Origin of the sequence: Acinetobacter sp. CIP A162 (assembly GCF_000367905.1) — a bacterium.
Taxonomy (GTDB): domain Bacteria; phylum Pseudomonadota; class Gammaproteobacteria; order Pseudomonadales; family Moraxellaceae; genus Acinetobacter; species Acinetobacter lwoffii.
In genome coordinates, this window is sequence record NZ_KB849160.1 from 1 (window position 1) to 5,922 (window position 5,922).

The window sequence follows — 5,922 nt, forward strand, 5'->3', positions numbered from 1 at the left end:
CAAGAGAATTTGTGTGCTTATACAAGAGAATTTGTGTGCTTATACAAGAGAATTTGTGTGCTTATTGAGATTGAAACCCTCTGATACCAATGCTTTCATAGGGTCTAAAAGCATTTAAAAGCTTTAAAAATAATTAAAAGCCTTTTGGCAGGGGAGTGGAACTGCCCTAGGTACTCGCTAAAGCTCGTACTCTATTGAAGCTCGTTCCTCGCTTCGAGGGGCAGTTTTTAATTAATACTGTTTGTGATATTCAAAAGTAAAAGCATTGATAATGTATTCGCTTCGCTCATATTTTTTGAAAAGCAAAAGCTCCAAAGTTCGCACCCATTCGGGATGCTCTGTACCTACCGTTTAAAATCGAAAGTGAGCTTGTAATCAGAGAAAAGGCGAGCGTGAAATTTTGATGATGCTCAATCGCTCGTAGACACTCGCTCGGTTCTTATTATCTAGGTTTTAATTATTTAATGGAGCTAATCAAAGTTGTGAAACATTGATCAAAGAATAGGCGTGGAACGTTAAAAATCATAAAAAAAGCCCACCTTGGGGAAGATGAGCTATCAACTAGAAACTACAGCATTGATTTCTAAAGATAATTATAACGCATTTCGTATAAGGTGTATTATGTTAATTTTAGGGAAATTTAAGAATCTCTATGCAATGGTTTATTCAATATTCTTTGATTTCTTATCTTTTAGGTTAATCAGAAATAGCCAATAACATAAGCCAGGAAATAGAGCCATAAAGATAGTCCATGTATCTGTATACATCTTCCACCACTCTTTCGAAATTTCTCCTGTGTGACTCCATCCAAAAAGAATAAAAAATGGAGTAGCAATAATTATAGAGGCAATACAGATAGTTAATAAATTAAGACTGTTATAACGATTTAAAAGAATTGAGAATATGAAGCTGAAAGGTACAGTCAAAATACAATAAGCCAAGTAGACAAGACCGTGCCCTACAAGAACCACTAAAATCGAGTATAGGCTGTATTCCTGATTCATTACGATAAACAGGACTGCTGTGAAAAAAAGTAGTGGTAAAGGAGAAAGTAAGAGAGCTTTTACTATTTTTTCATTTGAGTATTTCACTAATTTAATTCTCTTATCTACTCAATAAATAATAATACTATAACGATTTTATTGGAGGTTTTTTGATTCTATTTAACATAATGGCTGTTATACGAAATTTAGATGTTAGAACCCATTTAAATTAATGCGTTATTGAATAAGTAACACCCTCTAAGTAGAATTTTAGAAGTTGTAAATCTAGGAAAAAGGCTAAACATGCCCTTGATTGAGTATTACGGTCTGCTATTTGAATGGCACGATAAAAAAATGGAAATAGTCTATCGAGGGCGTGAAATTACTTTTGAAGAAGTATGTAGCGTTTTTCTTGATCCAGAGCTGATATCCTTTGACGATCTTGGTCATTACGATGAGCAACGGCTAATATCAATCGGTCTAAGCAATCGTGGTAGACTACTAACAGTGGTTTGGGTTGAACGTGGTGATGTTGCAAGAATCATTACTGCTTTTGAGCCATCGCACAATCAAAAGCGGAGGTATAACCATGCAAAATGAATTAGAACGCTATAAAAATTTTGACCCTACCAATGCGCCAGTAGTAAAACCAAAATTTGTGAAAAAATTACAAGAACGCCATGCGATTGCTCAAGCAAAAGCTTTTGATGCAGATGTTGTAACTTGGCTAAGTTCTCAAGATAATGAAACAAAACAGCATATTAACGAGATGGTTCGCCATATCATGGCATTGAAACGTGTTTAATTAAAATTTAGCTCGATGCTTTGAAATGTGGCTTTAGCCATGTTTCAAAGTCGAGCCACTTTGCGTGCACCGGTATAAATTGAAAAATGAAAGAAACCAAGCAAAGTACTGTCCTATCTCATAATTTGGTTAAGTATGAAAATATACAATCTATTCCATAGTTTTTTCGTCATCTCTGTGCTTACTGGCTGTATAGCAAAGCCTGCCTTAGTTTCTGATGCTATAGAACCTGTAAAACCTGTAATTTTTATTAAGCAAAGTCCTGAAACAAAGATTTATATGCTCTCAATGACAGGTGGAAAATTACATTTAGATCGACATGGTTGTATTCGTCTAAACAGTGATACTGATCCTTTTATTATTTGGGCTAATAGCAGTGAATTAGAATATACAAATGATGGTAGGATCAGTATTACCAATAAATTTAATAACCATAAAGTTTTTATAGGCGATGAAATCAGACTTGGTGGAGGTATGTACCCAACAAAACTCCAATCTATCCCAGATGTTTGTACCAAGCACGGTTATTGGCTTGCAGCTCCGCTTTAACAAGCATTATTTAGGATCAATCACACAATAATCTTTGTTTGGCCCGTGACAGTCATTTTTCATGATCCGGACACAAGATTTACCATTGCAATTTCTAATATCTAGATTATATCTTTGCTCTAGCCAAGCTGCTTCTGCACGACGTTCTTTAATCTCGTCAAAACTTGGAATGAATAAAAATATGAAAGATAGGAAAACCAACACCAGACTAAGGAAAATTGCACATAATAGGGCAATGAATCTGTAGTTCAGTTTATCGGTAGCTTTGTCTAATTCATGAATACGGCCTTGAAGGGTGCGTGTAGCTTCCTGATTCGCGTTATTTAGGGTCTTTTTACTCTGTTCTAGCACTCCACTAGCTACTTTGCTATAAAACGTCTCTAATCGCTTGTTATCGTCTGCTATGGCTTCTCTGTATTCCTTCATAGATGCCAATAAAATATATAATTGATCATTTACATCTAAATCATCGTTTTGGTTGCTCATAATGACATTCCGCCCTGATCTAAGTCTTGTGATGCCTTACGGGTAGCTCGCTCGGCTTGTTGATGTTCTAGTTTTTGCTGTCGTTGTATTTCGGCTTGGTGTTCCAGTTCTAGGCGTTTGCTTTCTTGGTTCTTCTGCCATTGTTCAAAACCTTGATCAACACGGTTTAAACCTCGCTGTAAAACGCTCTCTTTCTGCTGTTTTTCTTGGTGAAGCTGTTGGGTATTTTGTTGTTTGACGTTGTCATTAAAACGGCTGATTTCAGTGTCTATGCCTTGTCTGCGTAATTGGGTGACTTTGCTGCCTTCGTGGATGGTTGCTTGTAGTCCATTATTTTGATCGGCATAGCTGCGGTGGTCTATTTTTTCTCGGTAGCCTGCACGTTCCAATGCCTTGTTGGCTAAGTTTGCCCATGTTTCTCGAATTTGCTTAATATCTTCTTGGGTTGTACCCATACCAAGGCTTTTTCGTTTGGCGTTGCTGAGTTCAATATCGGTTTTGGTGGTCAGGGTGAGTTTATTATCTGTGTCCAGTTCTGCCTTTCGGGTGGTGAGCATGATATGGGCGTGGTGGTTTTTATCATTACCGCCTTTGCTGGGTTCATGGATGGCTAAATCTGCGATCACGTCATAGCGATCAACTAAGGACCTGGCAAAGTCTTTTGCCAAGTCCTTACGTTGATCAGCGTCTAATTCATCAGGTAGGGCAATGACCCATTCTCTAGCGGTTCGGGCATCTTTGCGGTTTTCGGTTTTTTCTGCCAAATTCCAAAGCTCAGCACGGTCAATTTCAATATCTAAATTAGACAGAATTTCAGAATGGGCGACACCATCTTTTCTCGTAAAGTCATGGGTCAGTCCTGTGCGTTCATCTTCTAATTTTTCCCCTGCACGATATGCAGATGATGCAACCGCAGTTCGTCCCGAACTTCGGTTAACCGTTTTAGTGGAACAATGATAAATTGCCATGCAGTCACCTTGGGGTGCTTTTGCTTTTGGGGTTAAGGGGTATCCCCTTACGCAAACTTTGACTTGGATGAAATCCAAGTCGTAAGTGCGCATTTCATGAAAAACACGATAGCATATTAACCGCTTGAATTTCAATTCATAGGTTCTTATGCTTGAGTGGTTTTCCTATATCCCGAAATGAACCGTTATGACCAAATCAGCCGAAAATATCGAAAAGAAAATTGAAGCTCAGTTAGAGAAGCTAAAACAGTTAAAAGCACAAAAACAAGCTATCGAAGCTAGAGAAAGATCGAAGCAAAAAGAGCAAGAAAGAAAGGATGATACTCGACGTAAAATTTTGCTCGGTTCTTATTTAATTAAAAAGATGCAAAGTAATGAAGCTAACAAAGAAAAAATACTCATGGAACTTAATGAATATTTAACTGAAAATAGAGATAGACAGCTTTTTGACTTACCAAATATTGAGGAAAATTAATTATGAATAAAGCCGATTTAATTGCCAAATTAGCACCTAAATTAAATATTAATCAAGACGAAGCAAGAGTTGTTCTTAATTCTGTTCTTGAAGTCATTACAGAAGCCCTAGTTGAAGAAAAAAATGTCCGATTAGTTGATTTTGGTACTTTTTCAGTAAAACAACGTCCAGAAAGAATGGGACGCAATCCTAAAACTGGAGAAAAACTTAAAATTGAAGCTAAGGAAATCGTTACTTTTAAACAAGGTAAGGCTTTGGGAGAGCAATTTATTGTTAAGCCAAAGCAAAAAAGTAAAGCTAAGAAGAAAGCCTAATTTTTCTTAGCTCTTTGTTTTCTTGTTCGGCTTTATACTCTGGAATTAGCTCATTTAAGACCTTTTGGATATTTTTCTTATCTTCGATCTGCAAATTATCCCGATAGTAAATTAAGTCCTCTATTTTGCTTTCCATCTGCATTTTTTCGGTGGGTTCGGCATTTTGGGATATTCGGGATAATAGGAAGATATAACCGCATATATTTTCCCTCGCAATTTCATAATTTACGATATCGAGGTATTCAGCTTGTGTGCCGTGAAGTTCTTCTAATAGGTTGGTTAATTTCATCATGCTTGAAACCCTGCTTTTTCTAAACATGGATAAAGCTCTCTGAACTTTTCAGGCTCTAAAAGCATGTCAGCGATACGAATAGCAAATTGCTGAAAACTTTCCGTACCTTGTGAGTATTTGCTCATTTCGGGCATTTCAGACATTTTATTGGCAAATAAGTGGCGCTGAGCATCGGTCATTTTGATGAAAAAATCAGGGGTATTGGGATCACGTTTAATTTCAATTTTCGGCTGTGTTTTTTGCTTAAACCTGAATGAAAACCCAGTGATGGTACGCCCTTGCTTATGCTGTTCATAAGTGGTTTTTATATCCGTATGCTCATTGATCTGGGTAATAGCTGTGTCTAATACACGGTTTTTAAAATGATGCATACGTTGATATTCATCATCTTCAACACCTAAATTTTTACGTAATTGTTGCAGTTCAAAAATTGGTGTTTTACCAACCTCACGCCAGGCGATTAATAATTCATAAAGTCTGGTGGCGTACTTACTGGTTAAGTGTGCAACTTGTTTGGCTTCGTATTTCGTAAAATGTTCTTCTAATCGAGTGATTAACGGCACTACGTCAGGTGCGAAAGTAATTTCTAATAGCGCTAAGTCATCTACATAAAAAATACGACTAACCCAACGAGAGCGAACAACACCCACTTTTCCTGTTTTTTTGTATTCTGCTGTATAGCTAAACTGTCTATTAAATAGATTGTTTACAGCTTCTTTTAGAGCTTTATAGGATGCATCTGCCGATACATTAAAGAGCTTTGCATAATCACTAGCATGTATTTCTAGTTTGCTATCTGCCGTGATGCCCTGTCCTAATTCCCTTGCATTAATTATCGCCAGCATAATTAAACGCTGTTCTGTTAGTTCTAAATTATAACTGGCGTTTATTAATGCATTATCTTTCACAACTAAACCATTTTTCATATTAAATACACGTTATTATTAATGTGTATTTAAACACTACATATAATGTGTGTGTAAATCAAGAGAATTTGTGTGCTTATACAAGAGAATTTGTGTGCTTATACAAGAGAATTTGTGTGCTTAT

General features: G+C 36.6%; 10 protein-coding genes. 5 read left to right on the top strand and 5 right to left on the bottom strand.

Going from position 1 to position 5,922, the window contains the following annotated elements; all coding sequences use genetic code 11:
- Positions 1 to 662 precede the first annotated feature (662 nt).
- Positions 663 to 1,091: a hypothetical protein gene (locus tag F995_RS14870; protein ID WP_000877730.1), complete on the bottom strand. Its 429-nt coding sequence runs from the start codon at positions 1,089 to 1,091 to the stop codon at positions 663 to 665.
- 195 nt (positions 1,092 to 1,286) lie between these two features.
- On the opposite strand from F995_RS14870, the gene F995_RS14875 reads away from it, so the two are divergent.
- From F995_RS14875 to F995_RS14885, 3 genes are all read left to right on the top strand, one after another.
- Positions 1,287 to 1,583 (top strand): BrnT family toxin, encoded by a 297-nt coding sequence (locus F995_RS14875; protein ID WP_004282231.1) that lies wholly within the window; start codon positions 1,287 to 1,289, stop codon positions 1,581 to 1,583.
- Positions 1,573 to 1,788, top strand: coding sequence for a hypothetical protein (locus tag F995_RS14880; RefSeq protein ID WP_004647566.1), 216 nt, complete (start codon positions 1,573 to 1,575; stop codon positions 1,786 to 1,788). Before F995_RS14875 ends, F995_RS14880 begins: the two co-directional genes overlap by 11 nt.
- 135 nt (positions 1,789 to 1,923) lie before the next feature.
- Positions 1,924 to 2,337 carry a hypothetical protein gene (locus F995_RS14885; protein ID WP_004647568.1) on the top strand — a complete coding sequence of 138 codons (414 nt, stop codon included), beginning with the start codon at positions 1,924 to 1,926 and terminating at the stop codon, positions 2,335 to 2,337.
- 6 nt (positions 2,338 to 2,343) lie between these two features.
- On the opposite strand, the gene F995_RS14890 is transcribed toward F995_RS14885, so the two are convergent.
- Both F995_RS14890 and mobQ read right to left on the bottom strand, forming a co-directional pair.
- Complete coding sequence (locus F995_RS14890; protein WP_004647569.1) at positions 2,344 to 2,823, bottom strand: hypothetical protein; 480 nt, start codon at positions 2,821 to 2,823, stop codon at positions 2,344 to 2,346.
- Entirely contained in the window at positions 2,820 to 3,791 is a 972-nt protein-coding gene (gene mobQ / locus F995_RS14895) for a MobQ family relaxase (RefSeq protein ID WP_004647570.1), read from the bottom strand. Before mobQ ends, F995_RS14890 begins: the two co-directional genes overlap by 4 nt.
- Before the next feature lie 187 nt (positions 3,792 to 3,978).
- On the opposite strand from mobQ, the gene F995_RS14900 reads away from it, so the two are divergent.
- Positions 3,979 to 4,266 (top strand): hypothetical protein, encoded by a 288-nt coding sequence (locus F995_RS14900; RefSeq protein WP_004647572.1) that lies wholly within the window; start codon positions 3,979 to 3,981, stop codon positions 4,264 to 4,266.
- A gap of 2 nt (positions 4,267 to 4,268) precedes the next feature.
- The gene (locus tag F995_RS14905; protein ID WP_004647573.1) at positions 4,269 to 4,580 is read left to right on the top strand and encodes an HU family DNA-binding protein; all 312 of its coding nucleotides are present in this window, start codon (positions 4,269 to 4,271) and stop codon (positions 4,578 to 4,580) included.
- Here the strand turns inward: F995_RS14905 and F995_RS14910 are convergent.
- On the bottom strand, positions 4,564 to 4,872 hold the full coding sequence (locus tag F995_RS14910) for a hypothetical protein (RefSeq protein WP_004647574.1): 309 nt from the start codon (positions 4,870 to 4,872) through the stop codon (positions 4,564 to 4,566). The two genes, F995_RS14905 and F995_RS14910, sit on opposite strands and share 17 nt — an antisense overlap.
- Positions 4,869 to 5,798, bottom strand: a complete 930-nt coding sequence (gene repM, locus F995_RS14915; RefSeq protein ID WP_004647575.1) for a replication initiation protein RepM — start codon at positions 5,796 to 5,798, stop codon at positions 4,869 to 4,871. The genes F995_RS14910 and repM overlap by 4 nt, the downstream gene beginning before the upstream one ends.
- Positions 5,799 to 5,922: the final 124 nt, after the last annotated feature.